Genomic DNA, 21,152 nt, shown 5'->3' with positions numbered 1-21,152 from the left:
TTCATGGAAATAGCACCCCGGCAATCTCACTGGCACAATCATGGCGCGCATCGTTTATTGACGATAAAGCAACCGCATATAGTTTTTCAGCACGGCTCGCATAATTTGCATGACCAAGTTTAGCAACCGTTTTTGCTTTAAGCTATGATCTGGCCTCGCGAAACAAACACATTTTGCTGATTGCAGCACTGCCTCTAAAATCGGGCGCGAAAAAGGCATAGCTTAAATATATTTCATTGAAATCAACTCGCTTTCGACCGTGCCTGAAACTATATATGCCTCAATATCCGCCTTTCCAAAGGGTCGTTAAAGCGATCCGCAACAATTTGAAACAATGTTCATCGGATTTCAGAATGCCTCATAACGCTCGCCCGCCACAGCCTCCGCACGCCCCGAAACATCCGCATAGCGACACCCGCCACGGCATCACCCGCACCGACGATTACGCCTGGCTTCGTGCGGAAAACTGGCAGGACGTCTTCAAGGACCCGTCGGTTCTTTCCCCGGAAATACGCAAACATCTCGATGCCGAGAACGCCTATCAGGCAAGCCTGATGCAGAACACGGAAGCCCTGCAGAAAGAGCTTTTCGCGGAGATGCGCGGCCGCATCAAGGAAGATGATTCGTCGGTTCCGTTGAAGGATGGCCCCTATGCTTACGGCGTTTCATACCGCACCGGCGGCGAGCAGCCCTATTTCATCCGCACGCCGCGCGACGGCGGTGCCGAAACAATCCTGCTCGACGGCGACAAGGAAGGCGAAGGCAAGGCCTATTTCCGTCTTGCTTCGGCAGACCATGCCCCCAATCACAATCTGTTGATCTGGGGCTATGACGACAAGGGATCGGAATTCTACAAGCTGAAGGTTCGCGATCTCACGACCATGGCGGAACTTTCGGACATCGTCACCGATACCAATGGTGGCGGCACGTGGGATGCGGAAAGCAAAGGCTTTTTCTATACACGGCTTGATGAAAACCATCGCCCATCGAAAGTATTCTATCACCGCATCGGCACCGACCAGTCCGAAGACCGGCTGATCTTTGAAGAACAGGACGCTGGCTTCTTCCTCGGCGTCGGCGGCTCCGCGCTGGACGACTATATCTTCATCGATATTCACGACCACGAAACATCGGAATGCTGGCTGCTGCCCGCCAATGATCCGGCGGCCAAGCCGGAACTGATCATGGCGCGCAAAAGCGGCACGGAATACGACATTGCGCCGGGCGGCGATGAATTTTTCATTCTGACCAATGCCGATGGCGCGAAGGATTTCAAGATCTGCAAAGCGCCAGCCAGCGCGCCGCAGCCGGAAAACTGGGTGGATGTGGTGACGGAAAAGCCGGGCCGCCTGATCCTGTCCCACTCTGCCTACAAGCATCACCTCGTCTGGATCGAGCGGGACAACGGCCTGCCGCGCATCATCATTCGGGATCGCAAGAGCGGCGAAGAACATGCCATTGCCTTTGACGAGGAAGCCTATTCGCTCGGCCTGCATGGCAGCGCCGAATACGACATCGAGGTCATCCGCTTCTCCTATTCGTCGATGACGACGCCGGAACAGCTCTTCGATTACAATATGCGCACCCGCGAGCGGACGCTTCTGAAGACGCAGGAAGTGCCGTCCGGCCATGATATCGACGATTATGTGACGCGCCGCATCCTTGCGCCCGCAGCCGATGGCGAGCTGGTGCCGGTCTCGATCCTTTATCACAAGGATACCAGGCTGGACGGTTCGGCTCCGTGCCTGCTCTACGGCTATGGCTCCTATGGCATCACCATTCCGGCAAGCTTCAGCACATCGCGCCTGTCGCTGGTGGATCGCGGCTTCGTCTACGCCATTGCGCATATTCGCGGCGGCAAGGACAAGGGCTTTGCCTGGTATGAAAACGGCAAGCGCGACAAGAAGACGAACACTTTTACCGACTTCATCGCCGCCGCCAAGCATTTGGTCAGCGAAGGTTTCACCAGTCATGACCGCATCGTCGCCCATGGCGGCTCCGCTGGCGGCATGTTGATGGGCGCGGTCGCCAATCTCGCGCCGGAAGCCTTTGGCGGGATTATCGCGGAAGTGCCGTTTGTCGACGTGCTGAACACCATGCTCGACGATACGCTGCCACTCACCCCGCCGGAATGGCCGGAATGGGGTAACCCGATTGCCTCGGAAGCGGATTATCGCACCATCGCCGCCTATTCGCCTTATGACAATGTGACGGCGCAAGCCTATCCGGCCATTCTGGCTGTTGCAGGCCTGACAGACCCGCGCGTCACCTATTGGGAACCGGCGAAATGGGTTGCCAAGCTGCGCGAGTTGAAAACCGATGACCACCCGGTGCTGTTCCGCATCAATATGGATGCCGGCCATGCGGGCGCTTCGGGCCGTTTTTCGCGGCTGGAAGAAGTCGCCTATACGCAGGCTTTCGCGCTGAAAGTCGTGGGCAAGGTTACAGGCTTCGAAGGTTGATACACGATCACGCTCCAGGGGGTTTATCTCGCTGGAGCAAATGAAAAGCAGCTACACGTTTGACAATCAACGCCCTATACTATCGCAGATTGAATGTCGTCATGGAGATTGCATCATGAAAACCGGATGCGTGACTTTTCTGGCGAGCTTGGCATTGGCGCTTCCAGCCCTTGTGCCCGCCACCACGGGCGCGAATGCGCAAGTGCGGAAAGACGTGAGCGAATATGCGGGACGGCGCTGCAGCGCGCCGCCAAAGGGCAGCGGCATTATTTTCGGTCAGTTCAGCGGTGTGGACGATTCCCCCATGGTCAGCATGGACGGCATCGTTCCAGTCGATCGCATGCGCTGCTTCACCAACCTGTCCGAGTGCAAAGGCTGGCTCTATACCATGCAGAGCAAATATACCAATGCCGGTCCGGCAACAGTTGCCCGCTGCATCAAGCGATAAACGCCGCCCAAAAAACTGCAATTTTTGGCAGCACCATAAAATGGCAATATCATTGTCGGACGATAAGCGCGGGGCCGCATAAGGGGAACGAGAAGAACACTATCGGGGGGCTGAAATCGATTTGGGAGGATCGACTATGCAGCAGGCGAGCTATGTTCATGGCGCGAGTGACCGGCTTCTGATCGGCGATACGATTGGCAATCATCTCGACCGCATCGCCCGGCAATATCCCGACCGGGCAGCAGTGGTCGTCCGTCACCAGAATATCCGCCTGACATATGCAGAATTGAACGCTCGCGTTGACGCCCTTGCAGAAGGGCTCCTCGCCATTGGCCTGCGCCCCGGCGAACGGGTCGGCATCTGGTCGCCAAACAATCTGGAATGGATATTGACCCAGTTTGCCACGGCGAAAGCGGGCCTGATCCTCGTCAATATCAATCCGGCCTATCGGACGCATGAATTGGAATATGTGCTTGCCAAGGTCGAATGTTCGGCGCTGATCCTCGCGCCATCGCTCAAGACCAGCAATTATCTGGATATATTGCGCTCTATCGTGCCGGAAATCGATAGCGCGCGGCCTGGCCATCTCGTGGCGGAACGGCTGCCTGCCCTGCGCTGTGTGATCCGGCTTGGCGAAGAACAGACCGCTGGCATGATGAATTTCGATGCGGTTGCCGTCGCAGGCGATGAGGCCGCGCGCGACGAACTGCGCCGGCTGTCGGAGGAGCTGCAATTCGACGATCCGATCAATATCCAGTTTACCAGCGGCACCACGGGCAGTCCCAAGGGTGCAACCCTCTCCCACCACAATATTCTCAATAACGGCTTTTTCGTCGGCGAAGCCATGCGCCTCACCGAACAGGACCGGCTGTGCATTCCCGTACCATTCTACCACTGCTTCGGCATGGTGCTCGGCAATCTGGCCTGCATGACCCATGCCGCCTGCATGGTGATCCCGAATGACAGTTTCGATCCGCTTCTGACATTGCAGACGGTGCAGGATGAACAATGCACCGGACTGCATGGTGTGCCGACCATGTTCATCGCCATGCTGGATCATCCCGAGTTCGCAACCTTTGATCTTCAGAGCTTGCGCACCGGCATCATGGCCGGATCGCCGTGCCCAGTCGAAATCATGCGCCGGGTGATCAGCGAAATGCACCAGAGCGAAATCACCATCGCTTACGGCATGACCGAAACGAGCCCCGTCAGTTTTCAAAGCTCGACCAACGACCCGCTGGAAAGGCGCGTTTCAACCGTTGGCCGCATCCATCCGCATCTGGAAGTCAAGATTGTCGATGCAGATGGCCGGATTGTTCCACGCGGCGAAAAGGGCGAGTTGCTGACGCGAGGCTATAGCGTCATGCGCGGTTACTGGAACGATCCGCAAAGCTCGGCGGGCGCTGTCGATGATGCGGGCTGGATGCATACCGGCGACCTCGCCACCATCGATGCGGAGGGCTATTGCAACATTGTCGGGCGCATCAAGGACCTGATCATTCGCGGCGGCGAGAACATCTATCCCCGCGAGATCGAAGAGTTCCTGTTCACCCACCCGGCGATCAGCGATGTGCAGATTTTCGGTATTCCCGACCGCCGGTTTGGCGAGGTTATCTGCGCCTGGGTCAAGCTCAGTCAGGACGGACGCCTGAACGAAGCGGAACTGGTCAGCTTCTGCCAGCAGCGGATCGCCCATTATAAAATCCCGGCGCATATCCGCTTTGTCGATCAATTCCCCATGACCGTTACCGGGAAAATCCAGAAATTCGTCATGCGGCAAACCATGATCGAAGAACTCGAATTGGAAGAAATCAAAACCGCCTAAACCTGTTATTGCGTCTTATAGCCATTGGCATGCGGTGGAATGGCTTTCAGATAGGCTGCGATTGCAGCGCGGTCGGCCTCGGTCAGATGCGCCATATTGGACACCACGTCCGTCATCGATCCCCCAAGCGAATCGAAGTCGGGCGTGAAGCCGCTTTGCAGCGCATAGGCGATATCGTTTTCGCTCCAATCGCCAATACCGCCCTCGCCGGTGGTGATATTCGGAACCACGCTCTTCTTACCGTCGCTGCCGGTTTCCGCCGATAGCGCGCCCGCCAGCCATTGGCTGGTTTGCAGCCCGCCAATCAGATTGCGCGGGGTGTGGCACTCGCCGCAATGACCGAGCGCTTCGGTCAGATATTGTCCGCGCGTCACGAGGTCGGATGCATCGGCAATATCCACGGCGGGCGCATCCGACAGGTAAAGATGCTTCCAGATGCCGAGGCTGCGGCGAATATTGAAGGGAAATCCAAGCTTGTGGGGTGCTGCGACATTATCCGATGGCGGCAATGTCTTCATAAACGCGTAGAGGTCGGCCACATCCTGCGGCTCCATTCGGGTGTAGGATGTGTAGGGAAAGGACGGGTAGAGATGCTCGCCCTGCTTTCCGACGCCTTTGAGCATGGCATTGGCGAAATCCTGAATGGTCCAGGTGCCGATGCCCTGTTCGGACGGCGAAATATTGGGCACGACGAAGGTGCCGAAATCCGAGACCAGCTCATACCCGCCAGCAAGCACCTTGCGCGCATCGCCTGCAGCGCCCGGCGCCGCATGGCAAGAGGCGCAACCGCCCGCCCAGAAAACCTGTTCACCCCGCACCGCATCGCCGGGCTTCATGGAAGCCAGAACGGCGCTATCCACTTTTTGCGGCGTGGTCAGAATCCAGAAGGCGGCAGCGCCAATGACAAGCACAGCGCCCGCGGCATATGCCAGTTTGCGGACCATCCTACCCATTCCATTGTGGCAGTTTCGGTATCAAACGAAACTGCCGGTCTTGCAAAGCTGATCAGTTTTTCTTGACGCGATAGGCCTGATGGCAGGAACCGCAATTGGCAGCGACCTGCTGAAATGCCGTTTTCAGCGCATCTACATCCTGCGGCTTGGCAGCCAGAGCAGCGGCTGCATCGGTGCGGAATTTTTCGACATGCTTGACGAAATCGTCCTTGTTTTCCCAGATTTTCGGCGAAGCTTCGGTGTCGCCCTGATCTGACCCCGCCGGGAACAGCGTATCGACATCGAGCTTTTTGGCGTCGGCGTCAATTTTCTCAAGCGCCGCCAGAACCGCCGCTGCATCGAACGGCTTTTCGCCTTTGACCACCGGCGCGATCTGGCCAACCGAACGGCCCAGATCCTTCATGATGGCCTGACGATCAGCAATCGCATCGGCCTGTGCCAACCCGATACTGGCGACGAGCACTGCCGCAGAACCAAGTGCAGGAAAAAACAAGCGCATGTAGTCCTCCGCATTTCATTGAACAAAACCGATCTATTGGCAAAATATCCGATACAATCTCTGCCATTGCAACGATCGTTCCCAACATATCACCATCAAGAAAAGTAAAACGCGCACATTACAGAGGTTTATACAATTCCTTCACGATAACGTGAAAAACATGATAGAATTAGTACTGTTTAATTTGAGCATTTTACTGGACAGCTCAATAAGAAGAAAAAAGCCTCGCCATTCCGAATGCATACAAAAAAAGCCCCGCATGGACGGGGCTTTTTCCCATAACATCAATGGGTTGGCATTATGCCTGTTCGTACATTTCCAGCACGTAATCCCAGTTGATCAGGCTGTCGACGAAAGCTTCGAGATATTTCGGACGCAGGTTGCGATAATCGACATAGTAGGAGTGTTCCCACACGTCGACGCCGAGGATTGGCTTTGCGCCATGAACCAGCGGGTTTTCGCCATTCGGCGTCTTGGAGATTTCCAGCTTGCCGTCCTTGACCGAGAGCCATGCCCAGCCCGAACCGAATTGGCCGACGCCAGCAGCGATGAAATCTTCGCGGAACTTGGCGAAGCCGCCGAGATCGGATTCGATTGCCTTTTCAAGCTTGCCTGGCAGCTTGTTGCCGCCGCCGCCCTTCTTCATCCACTTCCAGAAATGGATGTGGTTGTAATGCTGGCCGGCATTGTTGAAGAGGCCCTGATTCTTGCCGTAGCTTTCCTTGACGATGTCTTCCAGGCTCTTGCCTTCGAGGCCGGAACCTTCAAGCAGCTTGTTGCCGTTGGTGACATAAGCCTGATGGTGCTTGTCGTGGTGGAGTTCAAGCGTCTCGCGCGACATGAAAGGCGCAAGTGCTTCATAGTCATATGGAAGGGCGGGCAGTTCGAAAGCCATTGGAAACTCTCCTCTTTATCTCTCAACGCGCGGCGGGCAATGCGGTTGCCTACCCGAAAAATTGCGTGCGGACTCTACATAGGCCCCAACCGCGTGAGCGGCAATGAAATATTATTGAAATCACAGTAGGATGAACCCCATTCAGGATTTCCGCATCGCCGCATCGATAAAGGGGTAACCGTGTCCGGTACAATTAGTTCCTATGTCTTCGACGCCTATGGCACATTGTTCGATGTCCATTCGGCGGTGCGGCGGCATGCGGACAAGGCCGGGCCCGACGGGCGCGCCTTTTCGGAACTGTGGCGCGCCAAGCAGCTTGAATATTCATGGGTGCTGAGCCTGATGGGCGCTTACAGCGACTTCTGGAAGCTGACGGAAGAGTCGCTGGATTTCGCCTTTGCGCGCTATCCTTCCGTCGATCCGTCGCTGCGCAACGACCTGCTCGACGCCTATTGGAAACTCGATTGTTATCCGGAAGTCCCCGCAGCGCTCAAAAATCTTAAGGATCGCGGCGCACGACTGGCCATCCTGTCGAACGGCTCGCCTGCCATGCTGGAAGCCGCCGTGAAATCGGCGGCCCTCGACGTTCTTCTCGATGATGTCATTTCGGTCGATGCCGTGCGCAAATACAAGACCTCGCCTTCGGCCTATGAGCTGATCACCATGCAATGGCGGCTTTATCCGTCCGCGATCTCCTTCCAGTCGTCCAATCGCTGGGATGTGGCGGGCGCGGTCAAGTTCGGCATGCGCGGCGTGTGGATCAATCGTTCGGGCCAACCGGACGAGTATAAAGCGTTCGCGCCTGCCCTGATTTTGCCGAGTCTCCAGCTTCTTGGCTGACACGCCAAGCGGCGAAAAAGAATATTTCACTAAAATTTGAATTACCGGGCTTCTTCCAAATAGGCTGATTGCCCGCAAAATTGTGTCGTGAGCGCAACACGCGTGCAACGGGGGGCTTTTCGCCACTTTTAGGCCCTATTCACACCGGCTCGGCGCCACAATTCTAGGGCGTTTTCCGGTCAGTCAAATCTTCAGGCTTCGGGAAACACTTACCCGAGTCCGTGCCTTCCACCCACGGCGCCTCTACCATATCTGGTTTGGTCGCACTTCGTTAACCCTGATTGTTGTATTCGTAACCCTCCCGTCACTAGTCTGGTTTTCTTATGCAAACGACCCTCACCCGCCGCTCTTTCCTGACGGCAATGACTGCCACTGCGGCTGCCGGTCTCGCCGGTTGCGCCCAGTTGGGACAGAATGTTCCTATCATCGATGTCGATGCGTCCGGCAACCCGATCAACAGAACGCCGCAGGCCAATGTGGATTCGTCCTTTGGCGGCTGGGAGCAGATGTATGCTTCCGTCAACGATGGCGGCTTCCAGCTTCCGGCGATCCCGATCCAGAAGATGGACAAGCGTTATCTGCGTCAGGTCGTACAGGACCCGACCGGCGAAATGCCCGGCACGCTGGTCATCGATACCTCCAACCGCTTCTGCTATCTCGTGCTCGATAATGGTCAGGCGCTGCGCTATGGCGTCGGCATCGGTCGAGAAGGCTTTGCATGGTCCGGTCGCGCTGTGATCCAGTACAAGCGCCAGTGGCCGCGCTGGACGCCGCCGGATGAAATGGTAGCCCGTCAGCCGGAACTGGTCCAGTACAGCGCTGCCAATGGCGGCATGGCTCCGGGCCTTAAGAACCCGCTTGGCGCGCGTGCGCTCTACATCTTCCAGGACGGCAAGGACACGCTCTATCGCCTGCACGGCAATCCGGAATGGTGGTCGATCGGCAAAGCGGTTTCGTCGGGCTGCGTGCGCTTCCTCAATCAGGATATCATCGATCTTTACGATCGCGTGCCGCCGAAGTCTCAGATCCTGGTGATGTGAGTTAAGGGAGTAGGGGAGTAAGGGAATAGGGCAGTATGTTTTTGCCGCCTGAAAATCTTATCCCTTACTCCCTTATTCCCCTATTCCCTTACTTCTTGAAACTGCCGAGAATGCCGCGCACCAATGCGCGACCCAGCGAATTGCCGACCGTACGCACGACGGACTTCATGGCTGTTTCCGCAACGGTCTGACGACCTGAGCGCTTGCCCGTGCCCAATGCCGTGCCGAGGAGGTCGCCAAGTATTCCGCCGCCGCCTTCTTCCTCCTGCTTGGCTTTCTGTTGCTCGACCGTCGCGTTCTGCGCCTTGCGCGCCAGCATCTCGAATGCTGAATCGCGATCAACAACCGTATCGTACTGACCCGAGACCGGGCTTGCGGCGATGATCCTGGCGCGTTCTTCCGACGTCAGCGGGCCGATGCGCGACGATGGCGGGCGGATCAGGGTGCGCTGCACCATGGACGGCACGCCCTTGGCCTGCAAGGTCGAGACCAGCGCCTCGCCCGTCGCCAGATTGGTGATTGCATCGAAGGTCTTGAAATCCGGATTGGGACGGAACGTATCGGCGGCGGTTTTCACCGCATTGGTCTCGCGCGGCGTATAGGCGCGCAACGCATGCTGCACGCGGTTGCCGAGCTGCGCCAGAACCGTTTCCGGCACGTCGAGCGGGTTCTGCGTCACGAAATAGACGCCGACGCCCTTGGAACGGATCAGACGCACGACCTGTTCGACACGGTCGACCAGCGCTTTCGGCGCTTCATCGAACAGAAGATGCGCCTCGTCGAAGAAAAAGACCAGCCTTGGCTTGTCCGGGTCGCCCACTTCCGGCAGCGCTTCAAACAGTTCCGACATCAGCCAGAGTAGAAACGTCGAATAAAGGCGCGGGCTCATCATCAGCTTGTCGGCGGCAAGCACGCTGACCACGCCGCGCCCGTCCGTCGTCGTGCGCATCAGGTCGGCAATGGTCAAAGCCGGTTCGCCGAAGAATTTGGCCCCGCCCTGCTGTTCAAGCACCAGCAGCGAACGCTGCACCGCGCCGACCGACGCCTTGTTGACGTTGCCATATTTGCCGGAAAGCTCGGCGGAACGATCCGCCATTTCCTTGAGGATCGCCTGAAGATCCTTGAGGTCAAGCAGCAGAAGGCCTTCTTCGTCCGAGAGGCGGAAAGCGATATTCAACACGCCTTCCTGCGCTTCCGTGAGGTTCATCAGGCGCGACAGCAGCAGCGGCCCCATTTCGGAAATGGTGGCGCGAACCGGGTGTCCCTGCTCGCCGAAAATATCCCAGAAAATGACCGGCGATGCGCGCAGCTCGTAAGGCTTGAGCTTGATTTCCTCGGCCCGCTTGTTCAGGCCGTCATTTGCAACGCCGATAGCGGCAATGCCCGACAGATCGCCCTTGATATCGGCACAGAAGACCGGCACCCCGGCGGCGGAAAAGCTTTCCGCCAACACCTGCAAGGTCACGGTCTTACCCGTACCCGTCGCGCCGGTGACCAGACCGTGCCTGTTGCCATATTTCAGCGCCAGATATTCCGGCTGCTGGTAGGAATCGTCGGGCTTGCGGCTTGCGCCAAGGAAAATTGCATCGTCAGCAGTCATCAGGCGATTTGCTCCTCATTTCGACCGGCACATCCACAGCGCAGTTTTTTCAGATATAACTGCCGCATCGTCATGCGACAACGATAAAGCCCATGCTCCACAGAGAGAACCGGTTTTGCTGTCACAAAAGCTGAAAAATTTCCCTATATTTTTGATCCGGACAAGCTTGCAAAGCGATAGCGAGAATGCATATTACGTAAACGTAAGATTTTTGGGAGAGTTTCCATGGAAGAACTGATCGCACGCATCACCTCGAATGTCGGCATCGATGCCGCGACGGCAGAAAAGTCTGTCGGCATGATCCTCGCATTCCTTCAGAAGGAAGGCCCGGCGGATCAGGTTCAGCAGCTTCTGGCCGCTATTCCGGGTGCGGAAGAAGCCGTTGCGCAGGTCAAGGGCGGCGGCTTTCTGTCCAACCTGATGGGTGGCGTGATGGGCCTTGGCTCGCAGCTCATGGGCGCTGGTCTCGGCATGGGTGAAATTTCCGGCGTCGCCAAAGAAACCATCCGCTTCGCCAAGGAAAAGGCCGGCGATGCACCGGTCGATGCGGTGATCGGCTCGATCCCGGGTCTCGGCCAGTTCGTCTGAGAACGAACACTCTGTAATGAAAAAACCCCGGCAATGCCGGGGTTTTTGTTTATGCCTCTTTGTTTATCGTTCTCGCCCCCACATGGCGGGCGCGTCCTGACAGCCAGCCATTAATACTGGCCCCGATCCACAGAATCACAAAGAAAAGGCCGCTTGCGGCAAAGCTTCCCGTCGCGCTGTGAATCATGCCGACGACCAGCGGCCCGATGGCCGCGAGAATGTAGCCGACGCATTGCGCCATGCCGGACAGATGCGCCGCCGTATGCGAATCCGGCGAGCGCAGCACGATCACCATCATTGCAGCGGCAATCAATCCGCCCTGCCCGATGCCCTGAATGATTGCCAGTATCCAGAAGCTCCATTGCGGCAGATAGAGAAAGCCGATCAGCGCAAGCGATGCACAGGCGCAGAGAAAGACATTGATAAAGCTCTGGCTTTTCTGACGCACCGCAATGGACGGGATCAGCAGGCATGTCACGACCTGCGCCATGATCGAAAACGACACCAGACCGCCCGCCGCAGCCGGGCTCATACCCCGCTCGCGCAGGATCGGCGCCAGCCAGCCGAACACGATATAGGCCGTCGACGATTGCAGCCCCATGAAAAGCGTCACCTGCCAGGCAAGCGGATCTTTCCAAAGGCCCACGACGCGGAGGCCCGAATGCGCGACATTGTGCTTGCTGCGCAGCGCCTGCGGCAGCCACAACACCAGAACCAGCGCCGCCGGAATGGCCCAGAACGCCAGAGCGAGATTCCACGAGCCGCCAAGCATGTTCTTGATCGGGATCGTGAAGCCCGCCGCCGAAGCTGCACCACCGCAAAGCGCCATGGTGTAAAGACCGGTCATGATCGCGGCGGTCTTCGGAAAATCGCGCTTCACCACCCCTGGCAGCAGCACATTGCCCATGGCAATCGCCGCCCCGGCGAGTGTTGCGCCCATATAGAGCGACCAGAAAGACCCGACACCACGCAGCGCCGTGCCGATGGTCAGCACAACCAGCACGGCCAGCAGCACACGCTCGGCGCCGAAACGCTGGGCGAGACGCGGCGCGAAAGGCGCGAACGCGCCAAGGCAGACAACCGGCAAAGTCGTCAGCACGCCCGCGGCCAGCGACGACATGCCGGTTCCATCGATGATTTCCGGCAAAAGCACCGAAACACTGGAGAAAACCGGCCGCAAATTGGCGGCAATCAGCACCAGGCTCAGCCCCAGCAGGATGCGTGAAGCCTTGCTCGGCATTTGCGGCGCAGAGGGCGGCGGAACGCTGTCCGCTTCAGCATCAACAAGCTGTTCCGGCTGCGATGGCATGGTGTACTCCACCCGTGCTGCGGGAGGCACGGCATTGATGCGGCTCATGATGCGAGCAACCTTTCCAGTTCTTCAATCAGCGGCGCCATAAAACGACGAACCGTCGCGCTGGCCTTGTCCGGGTCGCCGGTCGCGATGGCATCAACGATCTGGCGATGCGCCTCATAATCCGGTTCCGGCAGTTCGCCATCCAGCGTGGCTTCAATCGATTCGCGGATCGATGCGGAAAAGAAGCCATAAACTTCGATCAGCGCATCGTTGCCGGAAGCTGCGGCGATGGCTTCATGGAATGCAAAATCGCGCTCAACGAACGTCGCCCGGTCGGTCTCCTCGCGCAGACCGCGTGAAGCCAGCATAGATTCCAGATGCGCAATCGTCTGCGGCGTTATGCGTTGCGCGGCCAGGCGCGCAGCCTCCACTTCCAGCGCCGCACGCATTTCAAGCCGGTCGCGCAAGCTTGTATGGCGTATGCGGTTCAGACTCCGCGCCGTGTCGGCCTTAGAACGAACATAGGTGCCCGAGCCCTGACGTGTCTCCAGCATGCCCTGTGCCACAAGCGCCCGGACGGCCTCGCGCACCGTGCCACGACTGACACCAAGCCGCGCCGAAAGCTGGGCTTCATTCGGCAGTTGCTCGCCCACAGCCCAGCGCCCCGACGTGATTTCGGAACGAATGGATTGCGTCGCCGCTTCCGTCAGGCTTTTGCGTGAAACCGTCTTCATAGAGCTTGCCAAATTCATCGGATGACTTGATGAATTAGCGGAGCGCGCTAAACCTGTCAACAGGCGCGATTATCTTGTCACAGTCCGGGCTAATCCCGCACTTGCGTGCGCCCAAATATTTTCATTTGGCTTCAAAATGCTCTAACAATTTTCGCGCAGATTGTATTTTCATTCGCAGCCAGCAGGTGCCAGCATGATCACGCTCTACAGCCTTTCCGGAGATCACCTTGAGAAAACGGAAGTCGAACCGGGCACACCATTACCGGACAGCGTGATCTGGATCGATCTTTCCACACCCGGCGTCAATGAAGATCATATTGTCGAGGCGTGGACCGGCATTGCCATCCCTACCCGCGAAGACATGACCGAGATCGAGGAATCGAGCCGCTTTTACATGGAAAACGGCGCACAATATCTCACCGTGCCCATCCTCCATGCCGTCGATCTCGATCATCGCGAACTCGCGCCGGTGACCTTCATATTGCACGGCTCGCGCCTGATTACCGTGCGCTATGCCGACCCCAAATCCTTCACCACCTATATTCTGCGCTCCACCAAGCCGGGTAACGGGCTGATTTCCGCCAAATGCACCGGGCTTTCGATCATGCTCGGCATCACCGAAGCCACCACCAATCGCCTGGCGGATATTCTGGAAGGTGTGGCGGGCAAGATTGACGCCGCTTCGCACTCCATCTATCGCCGCCAGCCGAAGGCGCGACCAATGACGACGCAGGATTTCCGGCACATATTGACCCAGATCGGCGGTCAGGGAACCTTTCTGTCGCGCATGCGTGAAAGTCTTGCAGGCATAAGCCGCATGCTGGTCTATCTTTCAGCAACCAGCAATCCGGCGACGGGAAAAAAGGAAACCCGCTCCTGGATCAAGTCCCTGGAACGCGACATGCAATCGCTGACTGCCTATGTGGATTTTCTGTCCAACAAAGTCACCTTCCTGCTCGACACCATCGTCGGACTAATTTCGGTTGAGCAGAATGCCATCATCAAGATATTCTCCGTCGCCGCCGTGGGCTTCATGCCGCCAACGCTGGTCGCGTCCATCTACGGCATGAACTTTTCCTTCATGCCGGAACTAACATCGCCCTGGGGCTATCCGATGGCGCTCGGATTGATGGTCGCCTCGGCCCTGCTGCCGCTCTATTATTTCCGCCGCAAAGGCTGGCTCTGAGCCCTCTTCTCGACAAGAGTGCAACTATGTTATATCATCGGTTATAACATAGGAGAAAAGCCATGAACGTCACTTTGCGCAAGATCGGCAATTCCGAAGGCGTGATCCTGCCCAAGGAAGTGCTCGAACGGCTAAATTTGAAAACCGGCGACAAGCTGCAACTCGTCGAGACGCAGAGCGGTCTTTCGCTGGAACCCGTAGACGACAGTTTCGAGCAGCAGATGGAAGCGGCTCGCAGAGTCATGGACAAATATAAGGTCGCCTTGCAGAAGCTCGCCGAATGAGCTGGCATTTTCTGTCACGTCGCGTTGTTGAAGCCATCCATGTCGAGCAGTTGCAGCGGCATGGAGGCGCGCAGGGGCTGCGCGATGAAAACGCGCTCGAATCCGCGCTGGGGTGGGCGCAGAACAAAGTTGTCTACGGCGATCCCGATCATGCCGACATCGCTGCGGCCTATGTCTTCGGACTGGGTCGCAACCATGCTTTCGTGGATGGCAACAAGCGCACGGCAATTGTTACCGCGGTCACCTTTCTGGCGATCAACGGTTATATGCTCACCGCCGATGACGGTCTGCTCTACAGTTTTACAATGGGTATAGCATCCGGTGAAATCGACGAAAATGGTGCTGCCGCCTTCTTCCGCGATCACAGCGTGGTGGTGGAAGACTAAATTTGAGCCTTGATCGACACGATTTCCCAATCCTTGCCGTTGATCTTCAGCACATCGCCAGCAGGCTTACCGAACAGCATGATGGCGACCGGCGCGACATGCGAGATCTTTCCGCTTGACGGATCGGCCTCATCTTCGCCCACGATGGTCCATGTCCGGCTGTTGCCATCGTCCAGATTTTCCAGCTCCACGGTCATGCCGAACCGCACCACATCGCTGTCGGTATCCGGCACGGACAATTCCGCCGTTTCGCGCCGCACCGTCCAATAGCGCAGGTCACGCGATATGCGCGCGATGGCCGAGCGTTCACCGGCGACATTGGCTTCTGCAAGTTCACGCTGGAGACGCGCAATCTCGTCATCCATCATCTTCAGGCCGGTCGGCGTGACAAGATTGCGATGCGGACTGATCGGACGCTCGCCGAGATCGGTCGGCGCATCATCCTGTTCTTTTGTAAAAGCTCTGCTCATTTCATGAATGTAGGCGGCGCGTAACGCCCCGGCAAGCCTTCTCCCCGCTCGGTCCGCGCCATCCAAACCAAGGCACAGTTTTTATTGATTGATGAGTCAATCAAAGATAAAATAGCTCAACAGGTCTGAAAATCGGACAAGGATTGAGACGATGCCGAAGATCGGGATGGAACCCCTGCGGCGGCGTGAACTGATCGACGCTGCCATACGCACCATCGGACAACGCGGTTCGCTGGATGTGACCGTTGCGCAGATCGCCCATGAAGCGGGCGTCTCGCCTGCGCTCGCGCATCATTATTTCGGCGGTAAGGACAAGCTCATCCTCGCCACGATGCGCCATTTGCTGCGCGAACTGGGCCGCGATCTCAATGAGGCTGTGAAGCTGACGGAAACGCCGCGCGAACGCATTGCAGCCATCATCGCCGTCAATTTTTCCGCTGCGCAGTTCACGCAGGAAACCATCGCCGCCTGGTTGACATTCTATGTGCACGCCCAGCAGTCGGAAGACACGCGGCGACTTTTGCGCATTTATGCGCGCCGCCTGCATTCCAATCTGGTCTTCGCGCTGGAGCAACTCACGGGCCGCGAGCGGGCGCAACGCATTGCTGAAGGTGCGGGCGCGATGATCGACGGGCTTTACATTCGTCATGCGCTCGGTGCCGACGCGCCCGACGCCCAATCCGCCATTGCATTGGTGGAAGATTATATTGCAGTTCAGCTGTCGGTGGGAACATGAGCATGGAAGCGGATTTCGTCATCATCGGCTCCGGCTCCGCCGGTTCGGCCATGGCCTATCGCCTGTCGGAAGACGGGCGCTATTCGGTAATCGTTATTGAATATGGCGTCCCGGATGTCGGGCCTCTGATCCAGATGCCCGCCGCCCTCTCCTTTCCGATGAATATGGAAACCTATGACTGGGGTTTTTCCACCGAGCCGGAACCGCATATTGGCGGGCGCAGCCTTGTCACGCCGCGCGGCAAGGTGCTGGGCGGTTCGTCCTCGATCAACGGTATGGTGTATGTGCGCGGCCATGCCCGCGATTACGACTTCTGGTCGGAAAGCGGCGCGCAGGGCTGGGCCTATGCCGATGTGCTCCCCTATTTCAAGCGCATGGAAAACGCGCATGGTGGGCAAGAAGGCTGGCGCGGAACCGACGGGCCGTTGCATGTCCAACGCGGTAAGCGCGACAATCCGTTGTTTCATGCCTTTGTCGAAGCGGGCCATCAGGCCGGGTTTGAAGTGACGGAAGATTATAACGGCCAGAAGCAGGAAGGCTTCGGACCCATGGAGCAGACGATCTATAATGGTCGTCGCTGGTCTGCGGCCAATGCCTATCTGAAACCGGCGCTGAAGCGCCCGAATGTCAAGCTGGTCAAGGGGCTTGCGCGCAAGATCGTGCTTGAAGGCAAGCGCGCCGTTGGCGTGGAGATCGAGGCGGGACGCAGTTTCTCGACCATCCACGCGCGGCGCGAGGTGATCATCGCCGCTTCCTCCATCAACTCGCCGAAGCTTTTGATGTTGTCCGGCATCGGTCCGGCGGCGCATCTGAAAGAACACGGCATCGAGGTAGTAGCGGACCGCCCCGGCGTCGGGCAGAACCTGCAAGACCATCTGGAAGTCTATATCCAGCAGGAATGCACCCAACCCATCACGCTTTATTCCAAGCTGAACCTGTTCTCTAAAGCGAAGATCGGAGCCGAATGGCTGTTCTTCAAAACCGGCGACGGCGCGACCAACCATTTTGAATCCGCCGCCTTCGTGCGCTCCAAAGCGGGCGTGGAATATCCTGATATTCAGTATCACTTCCTGCCGGTGGCGATCCGCTATGACGGCAAGGCCGCAGCGCAATCGCACGGTTTCCAGGCCCATGTCGGGCCCATGCGCTCCAAGTCGCGTGGCAGCGTGACGTTGCGTTCCGCCAACCCGCGTGAAAAGCCTGTCATCCAATTCAATTATATGTCGCATGAAGACGACTGGGCCGATTTCCGCCACTGCGTGCGACTGACCCGCGAGATTTTCGGGCAAGCGGCCTTCGACCCCTATCGCGGTGCGGAAATCCAGCCCGGCGCGCAAGTGCAGACCGATGATGAAATCGACAATTTCATCCGCGAGCATGTCGAAAGTGCATTCCACCCGTGCGGCACGGTCAAGATGGGCGCGGTTGACGATCCGTTTGCGGTGGTCGATCCTGAATGCCGCGTGATCGGCGTTGAAGGTTTGCGCGTGGCGGATTCATCCATCTTCCCGCGCATCACCAATGGCAATCTCAACGGGCCATCGATCATGGTCGGCGAAAAAGCGTCCGATCATATCCTTGGCCGCACACCGCTGGCACGCTCCAATCAGGAGCCGTGGATCAATCCGCGCTGGCAGGTGTCGGACCGCTAGTTAGGGGAGTAAGGGAATAGGGGAATAAGGGAGTATGTTGTTCGCAGCCAAAACATACTCCCTTATTCCCCTACTGCCCTATTCCCTTCTTTTCGAAGGAACACACCATGAAAGCACAACCCAAGGCCTCGCACTTCATCGGCGGGTCATACGTGGAAGACAAAAACGGCAAGCCGCTTCCCGTGATTTATCCGGCGACCGGCGAACAGATCGCCAAGCTTTATTCCGCCACGCCAAGCGTGATCGAAAGCGCCTATGCGGCGGCGATGAAGGCGCAGGAAGCATGGGCGGCGTTGAAGCCCGTCGAACGCGGTCGCATCTTGCGGCGGACGGCGGAAATTCTGCGCGAGAAGAACAAGAAGCTCTCTAAGCTCGAAACGCTCGATACCGGCAAAGCGCTTCAAGAAACGCTGGTTGCGGATGCGGCCTCGGCTGCCGATGCGCTGGAGTTTTTCGGCGGCATTATTTCCGGCTTCAACGGTGAATTCGTGGAACTCGGCGGTTCCTTCGCTTATACGCGGCGCGAAGCGCTGGGCATTTGCGTCGGTATCGGCGCGTGGAACTATCCGATCCAGATCGCCGCGTGGAAATCCGCTCCCGCACTCGCCATGGGCAACGCCTTCATCTTCAAACCATCGGAAAACACGCCCCTCTCGGCCCTTGCTTTGGCGGAAGCCTATCAGGAAGCTGGGCTGCCCGATGGCCTCTTCAATGTCGTTCAGGGCTACGGCGATGTGGGCGCGGCGCTCGTCAATCATCGCCAGACGGCCAAGGTCTCGTTGACCGGCTCGGTTCCGACCGGCAAACGCATCATGGCGCAGGCAGGCGAACATCTGAAACACGTCACGATGGAACTAGGCGGAAAGTCGCCCCTGATCGTGTTCGACGATGCCGATCTCGAAAGCGCCATCGGCGGTGCGATGCTGGGCAATTTCTACTCGACCGGACAGGTCTGTTCCAACGGCACCCGCGTCTTCGTGCATAAGAAGGTTCGCGAACGTTTTGTCGAGCGGCTGGTCGAGCGCACGCGCAAGATTCGCATCGGCGACCCGCTGGATGAAGCCACCCAGATGGGGCCGCTCGTCAACAGCGCCCAGCGCGACAAGGTTCTCTCCTATATCGAAAAAGGCAAAGCCGAAGGCGCAACGCTTGCCTGCGGCGGCGGCATTCCCAAGCTACAGGGCTTCGATAAGGGTTACTTCATCGAACCGACCGTCTTTACCGACGTGACCGACACCATGACCATCGCGCGCGAAGAAATCTTCGGACCGGTCATGAGCGTTCTGGAATTTTCGGACGAAGATGAAGTCATCGCACGGGCTAACGATACCGAATTCGGTCTGGCGGCGGGTGTTTTCACCGCCGATATCGCGCGCGGTCACCGCGTGATCGGCCAGATCAAGGCAGGCACCTGCTGGATCAACGCCTATAACCTGACGCCCGTGGAAGTGCCGTTCGGCGGTTACAAGCAGTCCGGTATCGGGCGCGAAAACGGCGTTGCAGCCCTTGCCCATTACAGCCAGATCAAGACCGTCTATGTCGAGATGGGCAACGTCGACAGCCCTTATTGAGCATTCAGGTAACGTGCGCGGCGGCATACCCGCCGCGCAAATCGATAAAATCAGATCAGGCCACGCGATGCGAGATTACGCATCAGATGCGACGAGCCGAACCGCCACGGGCTGCATTCCGTCGACAGGCGCACGGTGTTGGTCAGCGCACCAAGCTGCGGATTGGAGATGGTCACCACATCGCCGATCTTGTGAGTAAAGCCCTGCCCCGGCGTGTCGCGGTCTTCGACAGGCGCAAACAACGTTCCCATGAACAGCACGAAACCATCCGGATACTGATGGTGCTTGCCGATGGTCTGGGCAACCAGATCCAGCGGATCACGGCTGATTTCCTTCATGGTGCTGCGGCCATTGAGAACATAGCCATCCGGTCCTTCGACCTTCAGCGCCAGTTCCGCCGAGCACACATCGTCCATCGAATAGGTTTCGTCGAACAGGCGAATGAATGGGCCAACCGAACAGGACGCATTGTTATCCTTGGCCTTGCCGAGCAGCAGGGCCGAACGGCCTTCAACGTCGCGCAGGTTCACGTCGTTGCCAAGCGTCGCGCCCTTAACCTGCCCCTGACTGTTGACCGCAAGTACCACTTCCGGCTCCGGGTTGTTCCAGGTGGAAATCGGATGCAGGCCCACTTCCGCACCATGACCGACCGCCGACATGGGCTGGCTCTTTGTGAAAACTTCCGCGTCGGGGCCGATACCGACTTCGAGATATTGCGACCAGACGCCTTCTTCTATCAGCGCCGCCTTGACGCGGGCCGCCTCTTCCGAGCCTGCCTTGAGGTTGCGCAGGCTGTCGCCGATGATCGCACCTACACGCTCGCGGATTTTCAAAGCAAGATCGGGATTGCCAGCAGCGCGTTCCTCGATCACGCGTTCGATCATGGAGCGAGCAAAGGTAACGCCGCAGGCCTTGATCGACTGCAGGTCGTTCGGTGCCAGAAGATGCAGCGCGCTTTCATCGCCGGGCTTTCCGGAAAACAGGGCTTCTAGCGAACCGATATCCTGTCCGGCGGTTGCGCGTACATGAGCCAGCGCATCGTCAAGTTCAAGCAGGTCGCGCATCGTCGGTGCAGCTTTGGTGGTAATGTCGATGACGCGCCCTTCGCGCAAAGTCACCAGAACCGGCCCCTTGGCCGTCGGGCTCCATGCTCGCCCGACAAATGTTCCCGAGGCGAAAGTTTCATTGCTGCTCACGTTTAATGCTCCTCACCGGTGTTATGCGCGGCACTCCAGACCGCATGCCTATCACTGAACTCAAACCACACTGTCGCGCCCGCAAAGCTTTCACGTTTCGTGTGATAATGCACTAACAGTTCAGTCAGTGTTTAAGGCATAAGGCAGAGAACATATTTGCGCAAAGCAAAAAATGCGGTGACGGGCATCAACCGCGCCAGTTGCGGTAAGGCGTTGAGCTTGGTGGTCAAGCGGATACTGTGTCACTCAATTGCTTTCGATGCGGTGATATCCGTACCGCCTAACAATCCGGCTATTTGAATTGCTAGTCGGTTTATGGCTTCACTCCACTGTTACCGATTTTGCCAGATTGCGCGGCTGATCGACGTCCGTGCCCATCAGGTCAGCGGTGTGATAAGCCAGCATCTGGATCGGCAGCGCATAGACCAGCGGCGTGATGAATTCCGGCACGTCCGGCAGGACGATCGTTGCCATCGTATCGACGCTGGCG

Annotated in this window: 20 protein-coding genes; 12 read left to right on the top strand and 8 right to left on the bottom strand. The window is 57.8% G+C overall.

Features of this window, described 5'->3' with window-relative positions; translation table 11 throughout:
- Window positions 1-353: 353 nt before the first annotated feature.
- From D8666_RS00100 to D8666_RS00090, 3 genes are all read left to right on the top strand, one after another.
- Entirely contained in the window at window positions 354-2,462 is a 2,109-nt protein-coding gene (locus D8666_RS00100; protein WP_121535471.1) for a S9 family peptidase, read from the top strand.
- A gap of 115 nt (window positions 2,463-2,577) precedes the next feature.
- The gene (locus tag D8666_RS00095; protein WP_121535468.1) at window positions 2,578-2,910 is read left to right on the top strand and encodes a metallophosphoesterase; all 333 of its coding nucleotides are present in this window, start codon (window positions 2,578-2,580) and stop codon (window positions 2,908-2,910) included.
- A 136-nt stretch (window positions 2,911-3,046) separates the two neighbouring features.
- The gene (locus D8666_RS00090; protein ID WP_121535465.1) at window positions 3,047-4,735 is read left to right on the top strand and encodes an AMP-binding protein; all 1,689 of its coding nucleotides are present in this window, start codon (window positions 3,047-3,049) and stop codon (window positions 4,733-4,735) included.
- A gap of 5 nt (window positions 4,736-4,740) precedes the next feature.
- Here the strand turns inward: D8666_RS00090 and D8666_RS00085 are convergent, their stop codons facing one another.
- The 3 genes from D8666_RS00085 to D8666_RS00075 form a co-directional block, all read right to left on the bottom strand.
- Complete coding sequence (locus D8666_RS00085) at window positions 4,741-5,679, bottom strand: c-type cytochrome (RefSeq protein WP_121535462.1); 939 nt, start codon at window positions 5,677-5,679, stop codon at window positions 4,741-4,743.
- A 61-nt stretch (window positions 5,680-5,740) separates the two neighbouring features.
- Window positions 5,741-6,187, bottom strand: a complete 447-nt coding sequence (locus D8666_RS00080) for a c-type cytochrome (RefSeq protein WP_109368580.1) — start codon at window positions 6,185-6,187, stop codon at window positions 5,741-5,743.
- Window positions 6,188-6,485: 298 nt separating this feature from the next.
- Entirely contained in the window at window positions 6,486-7,082 is a 597-nt protein-coding gene (locus D8666_RS00075; RefSeq protein WP_121535459.1) for a superoxide dismutase, read from the bottom strand.
- A gap of 180 nt (window positions 7,083-7,262) precedes the next feature.
- Here D8666_RS00075 and D8666_RS00070 point away from each other — a divergent pair, with 180 nt between their 5' ends.
- Window positions 7,263-7,922 (top strand): haloacid dehalogenase type II, encoded by a 660-nt coding sequence (locus tag D8666_RS00070; protein ID WP_235858862.1) that lies wholly within the window; start codon window positions 7,263-7,265, stop codon window positions 7,920-7,922.
- 323 nt (window positions 7,923-8,245) lie between these two features.
- Window positions 8,246-8,962, top strand: coding sequence for a L,D-transpeptidase (locus D8666_RS00065; RefSeq protein ID WP_109368578.1), 717 nt, complete (start codon window positions 8,246-8,248; stop codon window positions 8,960-8,962).
- 88 nt (window positions 8,963-9,050) lie between these two features.
- Here D8666_RS00065 and D8666_RS00060 read toward each other — a convergent pair whose 3' ends face one another.
- The gene (locus D8666_RS00060) at window positions 9,051-10,562 is read right to left on the bottom strand and encodes a helicase HerA-like C-terminal domain-containing protein (protein WP_121535456.1); all 1,512 of its coding nucleotides are present in this window, start codon (window positions 10,560-10,562) and stop codon (window positions 9,051-9,053) included.
- A 225-nt stretch (window positions 10,563-10,787) separates the two neighbouring features.
- Here D8666_RS00060 and D8666_RS00055 point away from each other — a divergent pair, with 225 nt between their 5' ends.
- Window positions 10,788-11,150 carry a hypothetical protein gene (locus D8666_RS00055; RefSeq protein ID WP_109368576.1) on the top strand — a complete coding sequence of 121 codons (363 nt, stop codon included), beginning with the start codon at window positions 10,788-10,790 and terminating at the stop codon, window positions 11,148-11,150.
- A 49-nt stretch (window positions 11,151-11,199) separates the two neighbouring features.
- Here the strand turns inward: D8666_RS00055 and D8666_RS00050 are convergent, their stop codons facing one another.
- Together D8666_RS00050 and D8666_RS00045 are read right to left on the bottom strand one after the other, a co-directional pair.
- Window positions 11,200-12,459 (bottom strand): CynX/NimT family MFS transporter, encoded by a 1,260-nt coding sequence (locus D8666_RS00050; RefSeq protein WP_371830786.1) that lies wholly within the window; start codon window positions 12,457-12,459, stop codon window positions 11,200-11,202.
- A gap of 44 nt (window positions 12,460-12,503) precedes the next feature.
- A complete protein-coding gene (locus D8666_RS00045; protein WP_109368574.1) occupies window positions 12,504-13,181 on the bottom strand; it encodes a FadR/GntR family transcriptional regulator in 678 nt (225 codons plus the stop codon).
- Window positions 13,182-13,374: 193 nt separating this feature from the next.
- Here D8666_RS00045 and D8666_RS00040 point away from each other — a divergent pair, with 193 nt between their 5' ends.
- The 3 genes from D8666_RS00040 (at window position 13,375) to D8666_RS00030 (ending at window position 15,037) form a co-directional block, all read left to right on the top strand.
- Complete coding sequence (locus D8666_RS00040) at window positions 13,375-14,367, top strand: magnesium transporter CorA family protein (RefSeq protein WP_109370193.1); 993 nt, start codon at window positions 13,375-13,377, stop codon at window positions 14,365-14,367.
- 62 nt (window positions 14,368-14,429) lie between these two features.
- Window positions 14,430-14,651: an AbrB/MazE/SpoVT family DNA-binding domain-containing protein gene (locus D8666_RS00035; protein ID WP_109368573.1), complete on the top strand. Its 222-nt coding sequence runs from the start codon at window positions 14,430-14,432 to the stop codon at window positions 14,649-14,651.
- A complete protein-coding gene (locus D8666_RS00030; RefSeq protein ID WP_121535450.1) occupies window positions 14,648-15,037 on the top strand; it encodes a type II toxin-antitoxin system death-on-curing family toxin in 390 nt (129 codons plus the stop codon). Before D8666_RS00035 ends, D8666_RS00030 begins: the two co-directional genes overlap by 4 nt.
- On the opposite strand, the gene D8666_RS00025 is transcribed toward D8666_RS00030, so the two are convergent.
- Window positions 15,034-15,507 (bottom strand): GreA/GreB family elongation factor, encoded by a 474-nt coding sequence (locus D8666_RS00025; RefSeq protein ID WP_121535447.1) that lies wholly within the window; start codon window positions 15,505-15,507, stop codon window positions 15,034-15,036. The two genes, D8666_RS00030 and D8666_RS00025, sit on opposite strands and share 4 nt — an antisense overlap.
- Window positions 15,508-15,658: 151 nt before the next feature.
- On the opposite strand from D8666_RS00025, the gene betI reads away from it, so the two are divergent.
- The 3 genes from betI (at window position 15,659) to betB (ending at window position 19,466) form a co-directional block, all read left to right on the top strand.
- Entirely contained in the window at window positions 15,659-16,243 is a 585-nt protein-coding gene (betI, locus tag D8666_RS00020; protein WP_121535444.1) for a transcriptional regulator BetI, read from the top strand.
- 2 nt (window positions 16,244-16,245) lie between these two features.
- Window positions 16,246-17,895: a choline dehydrogenase gene (betA, locus tag D8666_RS00015; RefSeq protein WP_121535441.1), complete on the top strand. Its 1,650-nt coding sequence runs from the start codon at window positions 16,246-16,248 to the stop codon at window positions 17,893-17,895.
- Between the two features lie 107 nt (window positions 17,896-18,002).
- Entirely contained in the window at window positions 18,003-19,466 is a 1,464-nt protein-coding gene (gene betB / locus D8666_RS00010) for a betaine-aldehyde dehydrogenase (RefSeq protein WP_121535438.1), read from the top strand.
- Window positions 19,467-19,516: 50 nt separating this feature from the next.
- On the opposite strand, the gene D8666_RS00005 is transcribed toward betB, so the two are convergent.
- Window positions 19,517-20,662, bottom strand: coding sequence for a fumarylacetoacetate hydrolase family protein (locus tag D8666_RS00005; protein WP_121535435.1), 1,146 nt, complete (start codon window positions 20,660-20,662; stop codon window positions 19,517-19,519).
- Window positions 20,663-21,152: the final 490 nt, after the last annotated feature.

The sequence above is a fragment of the Ochrobactrum soli genome (genome assembly GCF_003664555.1).
GTDB classification, from domain to species: Bacteria; Pseudomonadota; Alphaproteobacteria; order Rhizobiales; family Rhizobiaceae; genus Brucella; species Brucella teleogrylli.
Note: the sequence above shows the minus strand (reverse complement) of the source record. Positions and strands in the feature narration are given on the sequence as shown.

Coding starts and splice junctions, on each gene's coding strand:
- D8666_RS00030 (WP_121535450.1), top strand. CDS start 14,648: ATGAGCTGGCATTTTCTGTCACGTCGCGTTGTTGAAGCCATCCATGTC.
- D8666_RS00040 (WP_109370193.1), top strand. CDS start 13,375: ATGATCACGCTCTACAGCCTTTCCGGAGATCACCTTGAGAAAACGGAA.
- D8666_RS00080 (WP_109368580.1), bottom strand. CDS start 6,187: ATGCGCTTGTTTTTTCCTGCACTTGGTTCTGCGGCAGTGCTCGTCGCC.
- D8666_RS00090 (WP_121535465.1), top strand. CDS start 3,047: ATGCAGCAGGCGAGCTATGTTCATGGCGCGAGTGACCGGCTTCTGATC.
- D8666_RS00085 (WP_121535462.1), bottom strand. CDS start 5,679: ATGGTCCGCAAACTGGCATATGCCGCGGGCGCTGTGCTTGTCATTGGC.
- D8666_RS00050 (WP_371830786.1), bottom strand. CDS start 12,459: ATGCCATCGCAGCCGGAACAGCTTGTTGATGCTGAAGCGGACAGCGTT.
- D8666_RS00065 (WP_109368578.1), top strand. CDS start 8,246: ATGCAAACGACCCTCACCCGCCGCTCTTTCCTGACGGCAATGACTGCC.
- D8666_RS00060 (WP_121535456.1), bottom strand. CDS start 10,562: ATGACTGCTGACGATGCAATTTTCCTTGGCGCAAGCCGCAAGCCCGAC.
- betA (WP_121535441.1), top strand. CDS start 16,246: ATGGAAGCGGATTTCGTCATCATCGGCTCCGGCTCCGCCGGTTCGGCC.
- D8666_RS00100 (WP_121535471.1), top strand. CDS start 354: ATGCCTCATAACGCTCGCCCGCCACAGCCTCCGCACGCCCCGAAACAT.
- betB (WP_121535438.1), top strand. CDS start 18,003: ATGAAAGCACAACCCAAGGCCTCGCACTTCATCGGCGGGTCATACGTG.
- D8666_RS00025 (WP_121535447.1), bottom strand. CDS start 15,507: ATGAGCAGAGCTTTTACAAAAGAACAGGATGATGCGCCGACCGATCTC.
- D8666_RS00095 (WP_121535468.1), top strand. CDS start 2,578: ATGAAAACCGGATGCGTGACTTTTCTGGCGAGCTTGGCATTGGCGCTT.
- D8666_RS00035 (WP_109368573.1), top strand. CDS start 14,430: ATGAACGTCACTTTGCGCAAGATCGGCAATTCCGAAGGCGTGATCCTG.
- D8666_RS00075 (WP_121535459.1), bottom strand. CDS start 7,082: ATGGCTTTCGAACTGCCCGCCCTTCCATATGACTATGAAGCACTTGCG.
- D8666_RS00055 (WP_109368576.1), top strand. CDS start 10,788: ATGGAAGAACTGATCGCACGCATCACCTCGAATGTCGGCATCGATGCC.
- D8666_RS00045 (WP_109368574.1), bottom strand. CDS start 13,181: ATGAAGACGGTTTCACGCAAAAGCCTGACGGAAGCGGCGACGCAATCC.
- betI (WP_121535444.1), top strand. CDS start 15,659: ATGCCGAAGATCGGGATGGAACCCCTGCGGCGGCGTGAACTGATCGAC.